This is a genomic window from Methanobrevibacter sp. UBA188, assembly GCF_905234905.1.
In the GTDB taxonomy this organism is placed as follows: domain Archaea; phylum Methanobacteriota; class Methanobacteria; order Methanobacteriales; family Methanobacteriaceae; genus Methanocatella.
This window is the reverse complement of sequence record NZ_CAJOJM010000055.1, coordinates 1-16,705: the sequence shown is the minus strand read 5'-3', so window position 1 is coordinate 16,705 and position 16,705 is coordinate 1. Positions and strand designations below refer to the sequence as shown.

Below are 16,705 nucleotides of genomic sequence, written 5' to 3'. Positions count from 1 at the left end.
GCTGACTGCTTTTTTACCGTTCTTGAGAGTTGCTTTGACAGTGAGCTTTTTAGAAGACTTTTTAACAGAATATTTTTTGGTTTTAAGATTTTGTTTTACCTTAATGGTCTTTTTGATAGTCTCACCTTTGTAAGTTGCAGTTAATTTATATGAACCCGGTTTTATAGTATTGGGTATTTTAAAAGCAATTACACCTTTGGCATTGGTTTTGACCTTGTATGTTTTTTTGTTGACCTTAATGGTCACGACCTTATTTTTACCAACAGGTTTGACATTGCCCCCCAGTATTGTAGCTTTAAACTTGGATCCGTCAAAGTAATACATTACAACGTTTTTCTCCCCTGAAAATCTTGAACAAAGCACGATTTTAGTAGTTCTGCTCTCACCTGTCTTTGGATTTTTAACAGTGATTTTATGTGCCTTGGTCAATTTTGTGAATTTAAGAGTTATGTATCCTGAATTATCAGTTTTGTAATTCTTAGATTTTCCATTGATAGAAACGGCAACCTTAGCATTATTTACAGGCTTTCCGGCAGAATCCACTATCCTAAGTTTATAATTGCAATTAGCATTATAAGTCCTTTTGACATTGGAAGAGACAACAGTGTTTTTTATTATAATGTAATTGACGATTGAAGTTCCATTGTAAGTTGTTGTGATGCTGTACTTTCCAGGATTGCTGTTGATATTAAGTTTAGCCAATCCATTTTCATCAGCAATGACTGTGGACTTTTTACCATTGAATTCAAAAACAACCTCTTCACCGACACCGACTTTCGCAACAAATGGAGTATCATTCCTATAGTATTTCACCAAATTTTCAGTAATATTCAAATCGGAAACAGTGTAAGCTTTTAAAATAGCTACACTCTTAATACTTGCTAAATCAATCCAGGTCTTACCATCCTTACTTACAAAAGAAGTGCCTTTTTGAGTATGGATTCTGAGATCATAGAGAAGAGATGCCTTATTTTTGAAGGTTATTTGGAAAACATCTCCTTTTTTGATTTGAACATATTTGTTTAATTTGATTGTGGAATATCCTCCAAATTCACTAATGCCATTTTGAGAATAAACATCAACATCATTTACAGATATTGTAAATCCATAATTCCTGCCCGTTTTATCAAAATATGTTCCAACTGCTGCAATCAATTCATCTTCATCAGCTGTGAACACATTATAGTAATAATTATAACCATTCACCAACTTTATCTCACCACCAACATCGACTTGATAAATCCTATTATAGGAATCGTTATTAATTATATATCCAACACTTTCAATACATGTAGCAAATGACGTATCATAATAGGAAACATAGAAATATCCTCCATCACCCCAATCGGAGCCCCAACTATTTTTAACAATCCATGCACCATCGCCAGGAGCAGGTTTTAAGAAATTATTTCTGGAATAAGTATCATCCCACCCTACAACACAAACTCTATGATCTGATGTTGGCTTACCATAATAATACTGTGCTGAACTTGATTTATTGAAATAAGTAGTTTTATTAAAATCAGCATTGTGACTGACTGCCAAAGCACCATATTTAAGCAACGCATTTTTAATCAAATCATTGTCCAGAGAATTCTTTCTTTCAGGAACAACAACCACATTTTGAATGTGAATGTCCTCGGGAGTGATAAGCAATGGAGAAATTTTACCAAGTTCATCATAGCTGTCATATTCACTAGGGAAAATTCCCATCCAATCAATCAAATAAGCAATAGGAGCAAAAGGAGTTCCACCTTCATCCATATCCAACTGTCCGTATTTTGAATATTGAAGCATAGAATTTTGAACATTGTTTTCAGACAATGAATATGTTACATTTGCATACCTCATTAATGCAGACTCCAATGCTGCCAGATTACCAAATACCCAACATGCACCCATAAATCCTTGGTTTTTAACGGGTGAAACCCAACCATATTCTCTCAAATCAAATTTTTCAGGTAACGGACCAACAATAGTATTGTTATATATCATAAACGGATTGGCAGTATTTTCAAAGTTATAAAAATAATCAGTATTACCGTATGACCTTTTATCCCCATTGAAAGTATTTCCTTCATCACTTACTTTTCCATATACAGTATATATGCTTGTAACATTAGAAGGATTTTTAAAGTAGTTATTTTTCAAAGTCAAATTAGAATCGTATGCATAAACTGTAGATACATTAAAAGCAAGATTATCCTCAAATGTGCTTTGTCTGATAATTACTGTCCCCATATCAAAGTATCCGGCACCCCCATAAGATATCTCATTAGATGCCAGATTAGATTTGAATGATGAATTTGAAATATCCACACTAGTAAAACTGGTATATATTGCACCACCATCATATTCAACGGAATTTTCAACAAAATCTGAGTTTTTAATGGCTAAAGTTCCACCTAATTGAAGAATAGCACCACCAAATTCAGAAGTACAGTCATTGAATTTGCTATTTCTAACAATGACATAACTTTCTTCATCATTCACATCTGCAAAAATAGCACCACCATTCTTTTCACTGGAAACATTATAAAATTCACAGCCAGATATTGTTAACTTAGAGATTGCATTAACACCAATTGCACCTGCAGTTCTATTGGCAAAGAGGTTTCTAAATTTAGAGTTTGAAATTGAAATGCTTCCCTTGTCTGTAGCAAATATTGCAGTTGCATATTTAGAAGTAGTGTTTAAAAAATTAGAGTGAATAAATTTGACCCTTAATAATTTTATTTGAGCTACTGATAAATGTAGAATTGTCAACAGTAACCACACTCATTGATGCAGTGATTGATGCACCATCATCACCGCAGGTATCAATGAATTTACAGTTATTGACATTTAAAGTTGCCTTAGATGAAACAATAGCCCCCATATTAGAAGAGTCCTTACCTGAACAGTTTATAAAAGTTACATTATTAAGTGTCAGCTTTGAGTTGGTTATAATTGCAGAACCAGATCCATGATAAGCATTTTTTATAACCAAATTTTTTATTTCCACATTATTTCCAACAATCCTAAATGCTCTTGCCTGATTAGAACAGTCAATTACATGATTATTTCCATTGATTGTAAAATCAGCATTAACTATCCTAATTCCATTAGTATAATCCCTATCAGTTTGATTATCAAATGTATAATCTGATTGCATATTAAAACTTGAATTTTCAGTGGCAATATCACCATTTAAATCATAAAATGATTTAATATCACCGCCATCTTTTAAAACATCACCAATATCACCAGTACAGTTTAAATCGGCTGCAGATATTGCAGTGACTGAAAACAATAAAACAAGCAATATAAATGAGAAAACACAATAAAATTAATTAAAAAAGACAGTACACCCAATAGTGCAATTCATCCACAACTTGCAGAAGTTGTGGTATTCTTGCATTTTAAAGATAAATTATCCAAAAAAATAGAGTAATGAGAGTTATTAATCTTAATAACCCAAAAATACATTTTTATAATGTCTAAAATAAGAAATTATGGGAAAAAATCGATTTTTTAATCTTTCCCACTACAGAAAATCAATCTTACATTAATCTTCCGACACCAGTAATTTCAATACTGGCAACGCCTTCAATACCTGAAACCATTTCTTCAACAGGTTCAGATCCGCCTTCACCATCTTCAGTAATGAAGTTTAAGATGATAGCCACCAAACCAAATGCAATTGGCTCTTCAGTAATTTCGTGGATTTTAGCGCCTTCTGGCATTGAACTTTCGATAGTAGATTTGATAGCTTCTAAATCTACTTCCGGACTGTCTGGCATGATTTTCATAGTTGTTAATACTTCACCCATTCTAATTCCTCCATTTTAAAACTTATGGTCCTTCAAAACCACATTCACATTTGTAAGCGTGACCAAAGGTACGGCATTTTTCACATCTTGCTATTTTTGCTCCACATATAGGACATTCGAATTCTACGAATGGTCCGGTTAATGGAATTTCTTGTTTACATGAAATACATTCTACTTCTTTCATTTTATTCACCTATTATTTGTGTGTAATCGAAGTTATAATCATTTATATTATCATCTATTAAAGATAAAACCCTTTCAGGGCACTTCCCATTCACAACATAACAATTAGTCCCAAACTCTAATAAAAGAGACGGTAACATTACATCAATCGACGACTCTTGAAAAGTTAGTAATGTTGTTGCATCGATTTTACTTATGAATGTTGAACCATGCTCTTTCGGTTCTTGGGTATATATACCATTTACATTTGTTACTATTAAAAGCTTTGCATTTAGAAGATGTGAAACATAGGCTGCAATGGAATCTGAAGTCACATCCCATGAGCATTCGAAAGGATCTTCTGTTTTTAAAAATCTTGAAACAATAAAAATAGGAGTAAAACCATCATCAGAAATTTTATTTGCCTCTTCAATGGAATATACCAATTTAGTGGAATCTACCTTATCATCAACAAGTTTAGCTATTATGTCCATACAATCTATAGCTGTCCAATGAGTTGTTTCTTGTGAAAAATGAATTTCATCATCATACTTGCGAATCAAATTTGCAAAATCGCCACCACCCAAAATAATTAGTGAATTGGTGTTTTTCAATTGTTTTGCAAGTTCAATTGCATAATCTGGAAAAAGACTTCCCCCAATTTTTACAACCTGTTTTATGCCCATAATACCTACCACATTTAATTGAATAATGCCATCATTAAAATAACAGTTAAACTATAAAAGTTTCAAATCCCCAGTCACTTCATCAATTATTTCATCCTCATCAGGACCAAGTGCCAAAACCGTTACTGATGATGTAGGTATCTGAGTCCTTCCCGCATCAACTACAAGATAGTTGGAAATTCCATTTTGGTCAGCCAACTTTTTAAGCTCCAAAAGTTCCTCCTTGGTTTTAACTTTTAAAACTACCTTTGCATAAGCTTCATTTTCCCATTTCCTGATTTTATCCTGAGGAGATTTCTTGTATGCACCAATAGCTCCATGACAGCATTGAGCAGCAATTTTTCCTTTGCCCATTTTCAAATCTGTTCTTACAATCATTGCCTGTTTCATATTATCAATAATAAATATTTAACTAAATAATTAAAAAGTTTTTTGAAAGTCAACAATTTTACAATAAATTAATTAAATAGAATTAATAGAATTATATATGATTATATTTTTAAGGAGATTATAATGACTCGTATTTCAATTTTAGATAAGGACAGATGTCAGCCTAAAAAATGTGATTATGTCTGTATTCACTACTGTCCTGGTGTTAGAATGGAAGAAGACACCATAGTAGTTGATGAAGATACAAAAAAACCGTTGATATCTGAAGAATTATGTGAAGGGTGCGGTATCTGTACAAATCGCTGCCCATTTGACGCTATTACAATCATTAACTTACCTGAAGCGGCAGACAATCCAATTCACAGATTTGGACAAAACCAATTTGAATTATTTGGACTTCCAAATCTTGAAGAAGGAACTGTTTTAGGACTTTTAGGACCTAACGGTATTGGTAAATCCACAATCATGAATATATTATCCGGAAATCTGATACCAAACTTCGGAGATTTTGAAAATCCACCTGAAAACTGGGAAAAGGTCATTGAGTTTTACAAAGGTTCTTCACTTCAGAAGTATTTTCAGGACTTGTCCGAAGGAAACATAAAAACCATCCTAAAGCCACAGATGGTTGACCAGCTTCCAAAAGTCGTTAAAGGCAAAGTGAAAGATTTACTTGAAAACGTCAATGAAAGAGACAAGCTAGAATATGTTACAAAAGAACTGCAGCTTGAAAACGTTCTTGACAGGGAAATGCAAAACCTAAGTGGTGGAGAACTTCAAAGGGTTGCAATTGCTGCAACAGTTTTAAGGGAAGGGGACTTTTACTACTTTGACGAACCAACATCCTGGCTTGACGTGTCTCAAAGACTTAATGCAGTAAAAGTAATCAGATCTCTTGCAGAAGAAGGAAAAAGCGTTCTTGTAATTGAGCATGACCTTGCTACTTTAGATGCTCTGTCCGACAATGTTCACATATTATATGGACAGCCTGGAGGATACGGTGTAGTGTCCGGAAGAAAAGGAGTTCGTATAGGTATCAATGCATACATAAATGGATTTTTAGCTGAAGAAAATGTCAGAATAAGAAAAAATCCAATCGAGTTTACAATAAGACCACCAACTCCAGAGGATGAAGGGGATGCACTTGCAAGCTATTCAGATTTGAATAAGGAATATGACGGATTTACATTGACTGCAGATGCAGGCGAAATCTTTTATGATGAAATCGTGACTGCTTTTGGTTCAAACGGTATCGGTAAAACCACATTCGCAAAAATGCTTGCAGGAGTCGAAGACCCGACTACTGGTGAAGTAGATGAGGAAGTCACAATAGCCTACAAGCCACAATACATTGTTTCAGACTTTGAAGGAACCGTCAGTGACTTTTTATATATGCATGCCCCTAGCTTTGGAAGTAAAATCTTTGAAAGTGAAATAATGAATCCTTTGACTTTAAATGACATGCTTGACAAGCCAGTTAATGGTTTAAGTGGTGGTGAACTTCAAAGATTGGCCATTGCTGCCACACTTGCAAAGGATGCTGAAATATATCTTTTTGACGAACCTACAGCATTTTTAGATGTAGAACAAAGACTGATTGCTGCAAGAGTCATTCGTAAGATGGTTGAAAGCAGAAATGCAGCATCACTTATTGTTGACCACGATATCGTATTTATCGACTACATTTCCGATAGGGCAATGGTTTTCAATGGAACTCCTGGTCTGGACGGTCATGCTTCCAAACCAACAGATTTAAGAAACGCAATGAATGAATTTTTAGGAAACCTCAATATTACATTCAGAAGAGATAAGGAAACAAAAAGACCAAGAGTTAACAAACTCGACAGTTACAAAGACCGTGAACAAAAAGAAAAAGGAGAATATTATTACTTATCCGATTAAATATTCCCTTTAATTTAATTTTTTTTAGATATTTTCCAATTCTTTAAGAACATATTTTTTTAGTATCCCAACTGCCTTTTCACCGTCGTCGTCCAGCCTTACAGCATCCAACGGATTTAAGTCATAAGTTTTGACAACTGCATCGGCAGCGATGTTTTTAACTGAATCAACTTCTTTTTCCTTTAATATTACTGATGCACAGTCATCACTGCAGCCAGTTATTGTAACAATTTTTGCATCATCCAGAATTGGTGAGCAATTGTTCGGCTGAGCAGAATATTCAGTGATGCACGCTGCAACAATATTTTCGTTTTCCAAGGCAAGCTCAACACTAGCTGCCCTTACAACTAATCCAAGCGGACTTAATCCACTGCATGAAACTAAAGCTATTTTGTCACTCATTTTTTCATTCTCCCATATCTTTTTTTAACCTTTTCATAACCTCTTTTATAAAATGGACAGAAATTAATGCAACGGCTGCATCCTTCACGGTGTGCAGTGCATAACTTTCTTAAAAATTTTCCATTTTCGTCAAATGCCTTTTCGGGACATCTGTCAATGCAGACCCCACATGTTGAACAGTAATCCTCAACCCATTTCAGCTCGTTTTCCGTTTTGAACGGCAAATTTTCTATTGAAGTCTGAATCATGAAAAAACCAAGGTTCAGACCTTCTTTGAACATGCACATATTGCTTCGGGTAATGACAGCATCATTTGATTGCATTGCAATTGCCCTTAAGCTAACACGGTCATCCAACGGATTGATCAAATCCGCTTTAAATCCGTTTTCCCTCAATATATCTGCAAGTGCAAATGTTTTGGCTCCAAATTCCTGAAATTCCTCATCCATCAATTTGCATTTTTCATCTGATGGTTCCATCTTGAGGATATCTTCAGACATCAGATATTTCAGAATAATGATATTGTCCCAATCAATATCCCATTCTTTTTTAAAATCTTCACTTAACTTGGAAAAGCTCAATCCTACAAATCTTGAAGCAATAGCTATATCAGCAAATTCCTGTAAAAAATCATTGGAAATAAGATTATTGGGATGGTGAGGGTTTTCTTGATTGTAAAAATTAGGAATAGGTTGATGATATCTCAATCTCATACCATTAACCTTATTTTTTTCTTAAAGCCTCGACAGCTTTAGGGAATTCTTCACAGAATACTTTAACCTCTTCAGTTGGAATTGAAAAACTTATACGCAAGTATCTGTCACCAAATTCTTCAGAAGTGTATTCCCCTTCCCTTGTGAACAATTTTTTCTGAATCAAATAATTGGACATCTCTTTAGGATCTATTCCTGCACCGGACAAATCGATTACCATCATGTTTGCATCGGACGGATAAACCGGCAGAAATACCCCATCAATCGGTTCAACCATTTCGCTGATCAACCTTTGGTTTTCAAAACAGGTTTTTCTTATTCTCTCAAACCAGTTAGGTTTTGATTTAAGACCTGCAATTGCACCGTATTGTGAAATGATGTTCACTCCCAAATCATTGACAACAGCATTTTTGATTGCATCGATAATCGGTTTGGATGATATGACACCTCCAATTCTTAAACCTGCCATTCCAAATATTTTTGAAAAGCTGTAGATTGTCAAAGTTTGACCGGGAGCATAGTTTTCAACAAGGAAATGTTCACGTGCAAAGTCTTTGTAGGTTATGTCATGTAATAAGTATAAATCGTTTTCTTTTGCGATTTGAGCGAATTCTTTAAGTTCCTCTTCGGTGTATGAAGAACCTAACGGATTCAATGGGTCGATTAAAATAATCATACGAGTGTTTTCATCCATATTTTTCCTCACCAAATCCGGAGTCAGCTTATAGTCATTTTCTTCATAGTAAATAGGAACATATCTGACTTCGCCTGCAAATCTGTTTGCAAAGTCTCCAATAATAAAGTAACCAGGATCAGATAAGATTACATTGTCTTCCGGTTCCAATAATGCTTGCATTACCAAATATAAAGATTCAGTTGCACCGGAAGTCAGTAAAACTTCAAATTCATTCAAATCCAAATCATCTAAAATCAATTGTTTAAGTTCAGAAAATCCTTCAGGGGCAGGATATTTGCAATATGTCTTTTTGCGAATTGCATCAATCATGGCATTGGCTATTGTATCGTCATGCAGATGGTTGGTATTTTGACCCATCCAAATCATGTCTTCATCCATATACATATCCTCAAAAAAGTCATTTGCATTATCATAACCTTTTGGAGGTACCCGTTCAGTTTTTTGAAACTTTTTTTTGGGTGTTTTAATATCAAAATCCTTTTCCCTCATATTATCAGCTCAAACAATTCCAAAATAAATATATATTTTTAATTATTAATAAAAGTACCTAAATAATGCCCTGAGAAGTTATTGAAAAAGTGGCCTTTTTGCCTTCAGGAATACTTCTGTGGCGAATCAAAGTGGCGATTCTTTGGTTGATTTCTTCACCGCGCTCCAATTGAAGTATGACTTTGCTCCAGTACTGCAAAATAGTTCCGCCAACTGCCTTGACATCATTATTTCCTTCATCGTCAAATGCATTATATATCTGATTTGTCAATATTACTGCGATATCGTATTGTCTTGCAATCTTGGACAACACACCCATCTGCTTGCCCAATTCCTTATTCAGTTTAGCGGATTTCATGTCATCAACCCTGTAGAGCGCAACTGCAGAGTCCAGAACCAGCAAATCAACTTCATCATGATTTTTTCTAAGCCAAACATCAATTGACCGCAAGTTTTCATTTTGTTCTATAAAACTAGTCGGTTCAAAAACAATTATGTTGTTAGCTACTTTTGAAAAATCAGATCCTGAAATCTGTTTAATCCTGTCAATTGAAATTCCGCCTTCAGTATCTATATAAATCACTTTTCTATTATTTTTTGCAACATTGACTGCCAATGTTAATGCAATATTGCTTTTACCTGAACTGGGAGGTCCGAATATTTGGGTGATTGTACCTTTTTCAAAACCTCCACCCAACAAAACATCCAATGCGGAATTGGATTGGATTTTATGATTATCTTCAAAATTAGCCAACACTTTCATGATAAAATATTGTTTTTCATGATATATTAATTAATTGCAGTTAGGAAAAAAACCAGTTTAATTAGCTAAAAATTAATAAAACCAACATATTTTAAAAATTACGAAAAAATAAGACATATTAATTAAATTTAAGCAAAAGTGACCGTTTGGTTACCTTAACTTTATATATAACCTTTTACAACGCAATTAATACAAAGCAAAGAGGTGAAAAATTTGAAAAAAAGAATAATTACAATTTTTACAATCTTTTTACTAATCACATCAGGTGTAAATTTTGTATCAGCAGAAAACATCACCGAAGATGCAGTTGCAGATACAAACACAGCACAGCAAGAGAAAATTGTATCACAAAGAAATGTTGAAGAGGAAAAAGAAAGCAAAACTGATGAAGAAGAAAAAAACAGAATCGGAGAGACTGTAAAATCAAAAGAAAATGGACATTTCAACATTACTTTTGAAGATGGATACAACGGATACTGCATCAATTATGGAGACCAAGAAGCAAAAGTCAATGATGAATTTGAAGTTAAAGACACAACTGCTGCAATCAACAACAAAAATGGTGAGTCAATCGGACATTATTTGAAGACTTTCTTTGTTGAATTTCATGATATTGCAGTAAAAAACAAAATTGATACCCAAAAAATAATTTGGGCATTCAGCGATAATTTTAATTTCAACAAAGATTTAGTTCAGCAAATCAAGGACGCTTCCGTGAATTTAACAATTCCAGACCATGGTGCAATTAAAAAAATCAATGAAACAACCGAAGCATTTTTTGATTTTGAGGTATTAGGTACAGATAAAAACAATCATCAAAACTTCTTCGGATACAAAATTACTTACAGAGACATTCCCGTTGAAGTTGAAAACAATACAACAGAAAAAAAACAAAACACAAGAAAATACAACAATACCACAAGAAAACATAACCGAAAACAAAACACAAGAAAATACAACAATATTTGAAGAAAATGAAACTGAAAATGCCACTGCATTAATTTTTAAAAATCAAACTAAAGACCTTGAAGATAATACTAAATCAAAAATAGAAAATAAATCAGTCAGTTTGCTAAAACATGCTACAGGAACTGAATTGGCATTAGTAATACTAACATTAATATTTGGATTCATATTAGTAGGTAAATATTACAAAAGAGATTAAATCATAATCTCTTACCTTCTTATTATTTTTGGAGTTGTTTTTGACAAATCTACAATCATTGAAGCATGATCTGATTTTAAATCTCCCACATCAATTACCAAATCAACTTCACAGTCAAGCTGTTCCAAGATATCATCAGGATTTGACAGAACTTCTTCGTCTGAAAGATTTGCACTGGTTGTTGTAATCGGGAACAAACTCGCCAACCTACGCGAAATGTCATTATTCGGAACTCTTACACCCACATGTGTAGACCCACTTGTAATGACACGAGGAACAATTTTTTCCTTAGTTAAAATGAATGTATAAGGACCCGGAAGATACTCATTTATGATTTCCTTTTCCCTAACTGTAACCCTTGCAACTATGTCGATGGCTTCAACATCACTGACAAGTATTGAAAGTGGCTTTAGGAAACTTCTTTTTTTAATTTCAAACACTCTTCTAACCGCATCATTATTAAAAATATTAGCTCCCAATCCATAAACAGTATCGGTTGGATATAAAACAACGCCCCCATCAGATAAAACCTGAATAGCATCATCAATAATGTTTTCATCCAATTCATCAATACTGGTTTTTAATATCTTCATTTTCATTACCTAACAATTATATTAGATGAAATATTTATATATAAATTATGCTTCAAAGTCTAAGACCCTTTTTAACAAAAATATTGAACCCAATTGCTAGAAACTTAAACATAAATCCTAATATTGTAACAGTAATATCCCCATTTGTTGCAGTTGTTGCAGCTTATGGATATGCACATCATCTACTAATCCTAGGAACAGTAGCTATATTACTTTCAGGACTTTTGGATGTTATTGACGGAGCTGTTGCAAGGTACCATAACAGGTCATCCAAATTTGGTGCATTTCTGGACTCTACAATGGACAGATTCGCAGATGCAATCATATACATTGGAATAATATTTGGGGGATACTGTGACTGGTTTGTTGGCGTTTTGGCAATCCATTCAGCGATTTGTGTAAGCTATGTTAGGGCAAGAGCAGAATCACAGGGAGTGGAATGCAATATTGGAATTGCAGAAAGGGCAGTTCGTATGATCATTTTAATGGTTGGGTCATTAATCGGATTTTTTGCAGGAGACATTTACTTTACATACACCATTTACATACTGGTAATATTATCTTACTTTACTGTCGGACAAAGAATAGTGCATGTTTGGAGGCAATTGAATGACTGAGTTGGAAAGTCCCGAAAAGATAGCAAAGGATATTGCAAAATTAGAGAGAAACTTGAATCAGGTAGCAGACATTACCTTTGAAGGAAAGGAAAAAGAGGTCTATGACAGAGCCATTGACTACTGGAACGATTCAAAATATTATCTTAAAAAAGGAGACATGAGGACTGCATTCGGTTGCATCGAATACAGCCACGGCCTTTTGGATGCTTTAAGGATGATTCATGGAATCATCTAAACATCAAAACCTTCTATTCTTTTTATATCTATTATTAACTTATCAAAATCAGATTGATAATTCCTATCCTGAATCACTTTGAATTTTTCGTATTCTTCCTTTGCAATTTTTTGAGCATCAGTTGATGAAACTTTGCCTTTACCTTCCAAAATAGGCAAAAGATTTAAATCAATATAGTCATCCAATACTTTTTTCCAATCTTTCATAGCCATTGGAATCTCATTTAATGCTCTGGACTCTGCAAGAGTTAAAAATCCATCAACCAAAGAATTCAAGCGTTTTAATTCTCTTTCGTTCAGATAATTTTTAGATATAACAACATCACTCAAAATGATTTTGCCATTTGGATTGCTCCAATTTGTCAATCCCATGTTGATTTTTTCACTATCACTTCTATCCACAATTATTTCAGCTGCAGTGTGACCGCTAACTGCATATATCAATTTGTTTTGAACAGTTGCAAAGAAGTCACGAGTTACTTGAGCATCTTTTTTGTAATCAAAACTTGTAGCATAGATGTCTGTGATTTTTTGATTGAATCTTCTTTCAGATGACCTGATGTCCCTTACCCTTTCAAGCAGCTGGTTGAAATAATCAATGCCAAATCTCGAACCGTTTTTCAACAGTTCATCATCTAAAACAAATCCTTTAATAATCAGTTCTTTCAATTGCTGAGTAGCCCATATTCTGAATCTTGTTGCGTTTTTAGAGTTTACCCTATACCCTACAGAAATAATCACATCAAGATTATAGAAGTTATTATTATAAGATTTTCCATCGGAAGCAGTTGTTCGAATTTTTCGAACAACTGAATTTTGGTTTAACTCACCATCAGCAAAAATATTTTTAAGATGATAATTTATCGTATTCTTTTTTACACCAAACACTTCAGCCATTGTTTTTTGAGTTGCCCAAAATGTTTCTCCTTCTTGGTCAACAATCACATCCAATGAAACTTCTCCTTCATCAGAAACATACAACAAAGTTTTCTGAAATTTATATTCTTCTTGCATGATAAAACCTCATTTTTTATTTAAAAGAAATAAAATCCAATATTATTTTAAATAAATAGTTTAATAAGGTTTTTGTTATAAATGAAAGCAATAATATTGAGTAAAAACAATATTAATAAATTAAAACAATATTTTAATGCAAGAACAATTTCTAAAAAAAATAAGATATTGGAATTATATTTCATCCGATTGAAGTTTTTCAATATAGTTTTTTATGAAAAACAAATTTAAAATATCTAATTTGTAGCATCTAAACATTAAATTAAAGAATATCACACCTAAAAACTAAAAATACAGCATTATCTTAAAGATAAATACAAATTAAAGAAAAAATAACTTAAAAAAAGATAAATGATGAATAGATATTAACCTAAACATCAATTTTACTATTAATTAATGAGTCATCGCCGGCAGATATTATTTCACCATCCAAAACTTCGATAACTCTGTCTGCAAGTTTAGCGACATCCATATCATGAGTTACAATTATCAATGTTACATTCTTAGTATCGTGCAAATCAATTAATTGCTTAAGGATTTTAGTACTTGTCTTTGAATCTAGTGATCCTGTTGGTTCATCTGCCAATATTATTGATGGGTCATTTGCAAGTGCTCGGGCGATTGCCACCCTTTGACGTTCACCACCAGACAACTTGTTAGGTTTGATGTCCGCCTTGTCCTTAAGACCAACATCATCCAAAAGTTTCAATGCCCTGCTTCTCATTTCATTGGAAGACATCTTTTGAGTATACATCGGAATTTCAATATTTTCCGCAACGGAAATATTCGGAATCAAATTATGAAGCTGGAAAATGAATCCAATCTCCCTTGCCCTGAATTCATTTAACTTTTTATTGGAGGACAAATCCCTGCCCGCAACATTGATGCTGCCGGAATCCGGAATATCCAATGCCCCAAGCATGTTGAGCAAGGTTGACTTTCCCGAACCTGACGGACCTATGATTGAAACAAATTCCCCTTCAGTTATCGTGAGATCAATACCGTTTAATGCCTTGATTTTTCCGTCTTCATAGCTTTTATATACTTTTTTCATATCAACAACATTCATGTTCTCACCTCACTCATACCTCAATGCCTCTGTCGGAGGAAGCCTGACCGCTTTTAGGGCAGGATAAATTCCACCAATTATACCAACAACGATAGCTATTGCAAATGCCTGGATGAATATCTTAGGAGTGAATAACGGTTCAATACCCATTTGAGGACCCAAAATAGTGCATGCTGCAAAACCAATCAAAGAACCTATAATGGCTGAGACAATAGTGATTACTAATGACTCGCCTACAATCATGGTCAAAATCTTTCCATTGGACCATCCAACAGCCTTTAAAACACCAATTTCACGTGTTCTCTCAAATACTGACATCAACATTGTATTGATGATTCCCAATCCACCGACAACAATTGCAAGAAGTGAAATTGCCCATGTTGATGCCTGAAGCATGTTGAGCATGTCCGCCATCTGAGTCATTTCCATTACTGATGTGACGGTTGTAATATTATCGCCGTATTGCGAATCGATTCTATCAGCTACAGTCTGAGGGTCTTCCCCCTTATTTACCTTGACGTAAATGTTTGAAATTGAATCCTCATCATCCATCAGATCTCCGACCTTGGAAATTGAGGTAAACACACCACCAGCCATATTCTGGTCACCGGTTTCGTAAATTCCAACTATTTTAAATTCTTCCCTGTCAATATCGATTGTGTCACCTACAGAATAGTTGTTGTCCTCAGCATAGATTTCACCCAAAATGGCTTCAGATGAATTATCTTCAAAAATCCTGCCCTCTTTCATTGAAATATCTGCAAGAGTCGTACCGTTCGGATCAATACCAATCAATGTATTCATATAGTCATCTCCAACAGACGTCAGTACAACATAGATTGGAAATGCTTCATCAACACCGCTGACATTGGCTATTTTTTCCGTCCAATTGGAACTGATAGTATTTGTTCCATAAGCCGAATCCCCAGTTTCCTTACCTGAAACAGTGAAATCAGCACCTCCCGCATGAATTGTATCTTCAAAGGTATTTACCAAACCTTCTGTGATTCCACCAAGAGCAACAATGACAATAATGCCTATTGCAATTCCCACAATGGCCAGTATTGCACTATTTTTTCTCCTGAATGGATTTTTAAGAATGAATTTTAAAAATGACATAATAATTAATTAGGTTGTAATATATAAATAACTAATTATACCATTTACCAAGATGCAAAAATGAGGTATTGAAATGCACAAGAAAACACTTCTGGAAAATATTGAAAAGATCCATACGACTGAAATGGGAATTGGCAGAATACAGAAAAATTTGAAAATCAATGAGGAACCGGTCGGATATTGCATCTCCAAACTTAAACAGGACACTTCCACTGTTAGAAAAGAAGGCAAAAACTATTATGTCGATGCGGATGACTGCACAATCACCATTAATTCAAGCAGCTTTACAATAATTACCGCTCACAAAACATGATTAAAAAAAAATAGTGGGTTTTGAGCATTGAACTCAAAACTTCATACAACAGAAAAAAATTTATTTTTTAACTGTAATTTTAACAGATTTTTGGGATGCTTTGTAGTAAGCATTTCCAGCAAACTTAACAGTAGCAGGAAGTTTACCAACTTTGGTTAATTTGGTTAATTTGAAGATTGCTTGTCCTTTACTGTTAGTTTTTGCAGAGTATGTTTTACCATTAACTTTTAATGTTACTTTAACATTTTTAATAGCTTTCTTTTTACTGTTTTTTAAAGTTACAGTGTATTTTTTGGTTTTTGTTTTAGCTTTGAAAGCTTTATTTTTAGCAGTTAATACAGGGACTGCTTTTTTAACTGAAATAACATTTTTCACTAAAACGTCACCATATTCGGATGTGATGAAATGGTCACCTGGTTTTAAATTTTTCAAAGTAACAGAAGCAACACCATCACTTCCAATATGACCAGTATATTCCTTATTATCAATAGTGAAAACAACAGTTCCAGTAGTTAAAGTTTCATTACCTTTCATGACAGTAACTTTAAATTTGATATTATTAAGG

General features: G+C 33.8%; 21 protein-coding genes. 6 read left to right on the top strand and 15 right to left on the bottom strand.

Going from position 1 to position 16,705, the window contains the following annotated elements:
• The 6 genes from QZ143_RS08605 to pth2 all read right to left on the bottom strand — a co-directional run.
• Positions 1-2,766 (bottom strand): C1 family peptidase (locus QZ143_RS08605; protein WP_292883207.1); only part of this gene is annotated, 2,766 nt, incomplete at its 3' end.
• Positions 2,702-3,292, bottom strand: coding sequence for a hypothetical protein (locus QZ143_RS08600; RefSeq protein ID WP_292883205.1), 591 nt, complete (start codon positions 3,290-3,292; stop codon positions 2,702-2,704). The genes QZ143_RS08600 and QZ143_RS08605, both read right to left, overlap by 65 nt.
• Before the next feature lie 250 nt (positions 3,293-3,542).
• Entirely contained in the window at positions 3,543-3,812 is a 270-nt protein-coding gene (locus QZ143_RS08595) for an elongation factor 1-beta (RefSeq protein ID WP_292605918.1), read from the bottom strand.
• A 22-nt stretch (positions 3,813-3,834) separates the two neighbouring features.
• The gene (locus tag QZ143_RS08590; RefSeq protein WP_292605920.1) at positions 3,835-3,996 is read right to left on the bottom strand and encodes a zinc finger domain-containing protein; all 162 of its coding nucleotides are present in this window, start codon (positions 3,994-3,996) and stop codon (positions 3,835-3,837) included.
• A 1-nt stretch (position 3,997) separates the two neighbouring features.
• Positions 3,998-4,654, bottom strand: coding sequence for a delta 1-pyrroline-5-carboxylate synthetase (locus QZ143_RS08585; RefSeq protein ID WP_342764176.1), 657 nt, complete (start codon positions 4,652-4,654; stop codon positions 3,998-4,000).
• Positions 4,655-4,711: 57 nt separating this feature from the next.
• On the bottom strand, positions 4,712-5,050 hold the full coding sequence (gene pth2, locus QZ143_RS08580) for an aminoacyl-tRNA hydrolase (RefSeq protein ID WP_292605922.1): 339 nt from the start codon (positions 5,048-5,050) through the stop codon (positions 4,712-4,714).
• 123 nt (positions 5,051-5,173) lie between these two features.
• On the opposite strand from pth2, the gene QZ143_RS08575 reads away from it, so the two are divergent.
• Positions 5,174-6,952, top strand: coding sequence for a ribosome biogenesis/translation initiation ATPase RLI (locus tag QZ143_RS08575; protein ID WP_292883200.1), 1,779 nt, complete (start codon positions 5,174-5,176; stop codon positions 6,950-6,952).
• A gap of 24 nt (positions 6,953-6,976) precedes the next feature.
• Here QZ143_RS08575 and QZ143_RS08570 read toward each other — a convergent pair whose 3' ends face one another.
• From QZ143_RS08570 to radB, 4 genes are read right to left on the bottom strand one after another with little or no spacing between them, the layout of a single operon-like run.
• Positions 6,977-7,354 carry a putative zinc-binding protein gene (locus QZ143_RS08570; protein WP_292605926.1) on the bottom strand — a complete coding sequence of 126 codons (378 nt, stop codon included), beginning with the start codon at positions 7,352-7,354 and terminating at the stop codon, positions 6,977-6,979.
• Entirely contained in the window at positions 7,351-8,067 is a 717-nt protein-coding gene (locus tag QZ143_RS08565) for a ferredoxin (RefSeq protein WP_292883197.1), read from the bottom strand. The genes QZ143_RS08570 and QZ143_RS08565 overlap by 4 nt, the downstream gene beginning before the upstream one ends.
• 10 nt (positions 8,068-8,077) lie before the next feature.
• A complete protein-coding gene (locus QZ143_RS08560) occupies positions 8,078-9,253 on the bottom strand; it encodes a pyridoxal phosphate-dependent aminotransferase (protein WP_292883194.1) in 1,176 nt (391 codons plus the stop codon).
• A gap of 58 nt (positions 9,254-9,311) precedes the next feature.
• Positions 9,312-10,016 (bottom strand): DNA repair and recombination protein RadB, encoded by a 705-nt coding sequence (gene radB / locus QZ143_RS08555; RefSeq protein ID WP_292605932.1) that lies wholly within the window; start codon positions 10,014-10,016, stop codon positions 9,312-9,314.
• A 213-nt stretch (positions 10,017-10,229) separates the two neighbouring features.
• Between radB and QZ143_RS08550 the strand changes: the two genes are divergently transcribed.
• Together QZ143_RS08550 and QZ143_RS08545 are read left to right on the top strand one after the other, a co-directional pair.
• The gene (locus tag QZ143_RS08550) at positions 10,230-10,985 is read left to right on the top strand and encodes a hypothetical protein (protein ID WP_292883191.1); all 756 of its coding nucleotides are present in this window, start codon (positions 10,230-10,232) and stop codon (positions 10,983-10,985) included.
• A complete protein-coding gene (locus tag QZ143_RS08545; protein ID WP_292883188.1) occupies positions 10,876-11,181 on the top strand; it encodes a hypothetical protein in 306 nt (101 codons plus the stop codon). The genes QZ143_RS08550 and QZ143_RS08545 overlap by 110 nt, the downstream gene beginning before the upstream one ends.
• Before the next feature lie 11 nt (positions 11,182-11,192).
• Here QZ143_RS08545 and QZ143_RS08540 read toward each other — a convergent pair whose 3' ends face one another.
• Positions 11,193-11,774: an L-threonylcarbamoyladenylate synthase gene (locus QZ143_RS08540; RefSeq protein WP_292605936.1), complete on the bottom strand. Its 582-nt coding sequence runs from the start codon at positions 11,772-11,774 to the stop codon at positions 11,193-11,195.
• A 47-nt stretch (positions 11,775-11,821) separates the two neighbouring features.
• On the opposite strand from QZ143_RS08540, the gene pgsA reads away from it, so the two are divergent.
• The gene (pgsA, locus tag QZ143_RS08535) at positions 11,822-12,391 is read left to right on the top strand and encodes an archaetidylinositol phosphate synthase (RefSeq protein ID WP_292883186.1); all 570 of its coding nucleotides are present in this window, start codon (positions 11,822-11,824) and stop codon (positions 12,389-12,391) included.
• Positions 12,384-12,626 carry a DUF357 domain-containing protein gene (locus tag QZ143_RS08530; RefSeq protein WP_292605940.1) on the top strand — a complete coding sequence of 81 codons (243 nt, stop codon included), beginning with the start codon at positions 12,384-12,386 and terminating at the stop codon, positions 12,624-12,626. The genes pgsA and QZ143_RS08530 overlap by 8 nt, the downstream gene beginning before the upstream one ends.
• Here QZ143_RS08530 and QZ143_RS08525 read toward each other — a convergent pair.
• The 3 genes from QZ143_RS08525 to QZ143_RS08515 form a co-directional block, all read right to left on the bottom strand.
• A complete protein-coding gene (locus QZ143_RS08525) occupies positions 12,623-13,639 on the bottom strand; it encodes a virulence RhuM family protein (protein ID WP_292883183.1) in 1,017 nt (338 codons plus the stop codon). The two genes, QZ143_RS08530 and QZ143_RS08525, sit on opposite strands and share 4 nt — an antisense overlap.
• Positions 13,640-14,009: 370 nt before the next feature.
• Positions 14,010-14,708: an ABC transporter ATP-binding protein gene (locus tag QZ143_RS08520; RefSeq protein ID WP_292605944.1), complete on the bottom strand. Its 699-nt coding sequence runs from the start codon at positions 14,706-14,708 to the stop codon at positions 14,010-14,012.
• Positions 14,709-14,717: 9 nt separating this feature from the next.
• Positions 14,718-15,827 (bottom strand): ABC transporter permease, encoded by a 1,110-nt coding sequence (locus QZ143_RS08515; RefSeq protein WP_292883180.1) that lies wholly within the window; start codon positions 15,825-15,827, stop codon positions 14,718-14,720.
• A 73-nt stretch (positions 15,828-15,900) separates the two neighbouring features.
• On the opposite strand from QZ143_RS08515, the gene QZ143_RS08510 reads away from it, so the two are divergent.
• Positions 15,901-16,140: a DUF3781 domain-containing protein gene (locus tag QZ143_RS08510; protein WP_292883176.1), complete on the top strand. Its 240-nt coding sequence runs from the start codon at positions 15,901-15,903 to the stop codon at positions 16,138-16,140.
• A gap of 60 nt (positions 16,141-16,200) precedes the next feature.
• On the opposite strand, the gene QZ143_RS08505 is transcribed toward QZ143_RS08510, so the two are convergent.
• The coding region (locus tag QZ143_RS08505; protein ID WP_292883174.1) for an Ig-like domain-containing protein at positions 16,201-16,705 on the bottom strand (505 nt) is incomplete at its 5' end.

Coding starts and splice junctions, on each gene's coding strand:
- QZ143_RS08595 (WP_292605918.1), bottom strand. CDS start 3,812: ATGGGTGAAGTATTAACAACTATGAAAATCATGCCAGACAGTCCGGAA.
- QZ143_RS08590 (WP_292605920.1), bottom strand. CDS start 3,996: ATGAAAGAAGTAGAATGTATTTCATGTAAACAAGAAATTCCATTAACC.
- pth2 (WP_292605922.1), bottom strand. CDS start 5,050: ATGAAACAGGCAATGATTGTAAGAACAGATTTGAAAATGGGCAAAGGA.
- QZ143_RS08575 (WP_292883200.1), top strand. CDS start 5,174: ATGACTCGTATTTCAATTTTAGATAAGGACAGATGTCAGCCTAAAAAA.
- QZ143_RS08570 (WP_292605926.1), bottom strand. CDS start 7,354: ATGAGTGACAAAATAGCTTTAGTTTCATGCAGTGGATTAAGTCCGCTT.
- QZ143_RS08565 (WP_292883197.1), bottom strand. CDS start 8,067: ATGAGATTGAGATATCATCAACCTATTCCTAATTTTTACAATCAAGAA.
- QZ143_RS08560 (WP_292883194.1), bottom strand. CDS start 9,253: ATGAGGGAAAAGGATTTTGATATTAAAACACCCAAAAAAAAGTTTCAA.
- radB (WP_292605932.1), bottom strand. CDS start 10,016: ATGAAAGTGTTGGCTAATTTTGAAGATAATCATAAAATCCAATCCAAT.
- QZ143_RS08540 (WP_292605936.1), bottom strand. CDS start 11,774: ATGAAGATATTAAAAACCAGTATTGATGAATTGGATGAAAACATTATT.
- pgsA (WP_292883186.1), top strand. CDS start 11,822: ATGCTTCAAAGTCTAAGACCCTTTTTAACAAAAATATTGAACCCAATT.
- QZ143_RS08530 (WP_292605940.1), top strand. CDS start 12,384: ATGACTGAGTTGGAAAGTCCCGAAAAGATAGCAAAGGATATTGCAAAA.
- QZ143_RS08525 (WP_292883183.1), bottom strand. CDS start 13,639: ATGCAAGAAGAATATAAATTTCAGAAAACTTTGTTGTATGTTTCTGAT.
- QZ143_RS08520 (WP_292605944.1), bottom strand. CDS start 14,708: ATGAATGTTGTTGATATGAAAAAAGTATATAAAAGCTATGAAGACGGA.
- QZ143_RS08515 (WP_292883180.1), bottom strand. CDS start 15,827: ATGTCATTTTTAAAATTCATTCTTAAAAATCCATTCAGGAGAAAAAAT.
- QZ143_RS08510 (WP_292883176.1), top strand. CDS start 15,901: ATGCACAAGAAAACACTTCTGGAAAATATTGAAAAGATCCATACGACT.